Origin of the sequence: Streptomyces sp. NPDC058375, from assembly GCF_042723425.1 — a bacterium.
Classification (GTDB): domain Bacteria; phylum Actinomycetota; class Actinomycetes; order Streptomycetales; family Streptomycetaceae; genus Streptomyces; species Streptomyces durocortorensis.
This window is the reverse complement of record NZ_JBHXJG010000484.1, coordinates 1-1,557: the sequence shown is the minus strand read 5'-3', so window position 1 is coordinate 1,557 and position 1,557 is coordinate 1. Positions and strand designations below refer to the sequence as shown.

The following is a 1,557-nucleotide window of genomic DNA, read 5'->3' as shown; positions in this document are numbered from 1 at the left end:
GGCCGGGCCCCCGGCCGGGGCCCCGCAACCGCCCCCGGCCAGGAACAGGGACCGGCGACCGGCCCCGTCGCCCCGTCCCCCGCACCGGCGCTGCCGGACGAGCCCTCCGCCCTGCCGGTACGGTCGGCCACCGCACCACCCGCCTCCGCGCCAACGCCCTCGCCCGGAGCCACACCCGTCCAGCGTGCGGCGGCTCCCGGCAGCGCCTCCGGTACGCGTACGGGGCGGGCCTCCGCCGCTCCCCCGCCCCCGGTACGCATCCGGCCGATCGACCGGCCCCGTACGACGGTGCACGGCTCCGGCCCCGGCGTTTTGGCCCCGCCGCTCGCGGTCCAGCGCTCACGGACCCTGCTCCCGAGCCGTGCCCTGACGGTGAACACCGGTTCCGCCGAGGGGTTTTCGGCCCCTGCGGCGACGACGGCGGGCGGCGGCACCGCGCGCCCGGTCGTGGCCGCGACCTGGCGGCGCGACGTACGGCAGCCGGACGCGGAGGCCGGGCGGACCGGGAGCGGGCCGGCCTCCGGTGCCGGGCTGTCGGCGTCCTCCGCCGGTACGACGGCGGGCCCGGTGGTCCAGCGCGCGGCGGCTGCCGCACGTCCCGCCCCCCGGGGCGGCTCCTCCGCCACCCCTCCGGGCGTCGGGCGCGGACCGGGCCGCGCCCCACAGGCCGCCGCGGCATCTGCTTCCGCCTCCGCATCCCCGTCCGCCGGAGCCGGACCGTCCACCGGCGGCGTACTCCAGCGACTCGTCCGACGACCCGGACGCGCTACAACGCCCACCCCCGCGCCCGCCCCCGGGCTCCCCGGCACGCACCGTCAACAGCCCGTCCGGCCCAAGGCCTCCGAGCAGCCCCCCGCGCCGGCCCGCACCCCTGCCCCCACCGTGCAACGCGCCGTCACCACCCCGGCCGCACCCGCCGTGCCCTCCGCACCGCTCCCCCAAGCCCTGCCGCCCGCCCGGCCGGAGGAGGCCCCCTCGGCCGCCCCGGGCCCCGCGGCCGCCGCTCGGATCGCCGCCGCCCGGCGCCCCGTTCCCGTGGTCCGGCCGCATCCGCCCGCCGCCGCCCGGACGGCGGACGCCGTGCCCGTACCCGTACAGCGGCTGGCGCTGCCCGTCGTGCCCGACGCCGCCGGTCCGCCGTCCCCTGTGGGCGGTGCCGCTCCCGGCGGGCCGCCGCCTCCCGCCGTACGGGTGCCGCCCCGCACGCCCGCGCAGAGCGCCGGAGCGGGCCGTCCGGAGAGCCGGGTGCAGGCGGTCCAGCGGGCTGCGGCGGACGCCGGGATCACCGGGGTGCCCGTGCAGGCCGCCCCGGCGAAGCCCGCCGTGCAGCGGACGGGACCGGGGGCCGGGGCCGGCGACACCCCCGACGCGACTCCGGCGAACCGGCTGAGCGGTACGGAGATCGAGGAGCTGGCCCGCCGGCTCCTCGACCCGGTGAGCCGCCTCATCCGCGCCGATCTGCGCCGGGGCCGGGAGCGCAGCGGGCGGCTGCACGACGGCCGCCGCTGACAGCAGCGGCGGGCGCGCCCGCACGCCGCCCCGTACACCGAGACAGCA

1 pseudogene is annotated in these 1,557 nt (G+C 81.8%); it reads left to right on the top strand.

The features are described from left to right. Positions 1–1,509, top strand: a pseudogene (locus ACFWM7_RS35235) (hypothetical protein); the annotation flags it as partial. Between the last annotated feature and the right edge of the window lie 48 nt (positions 1,510–1,557).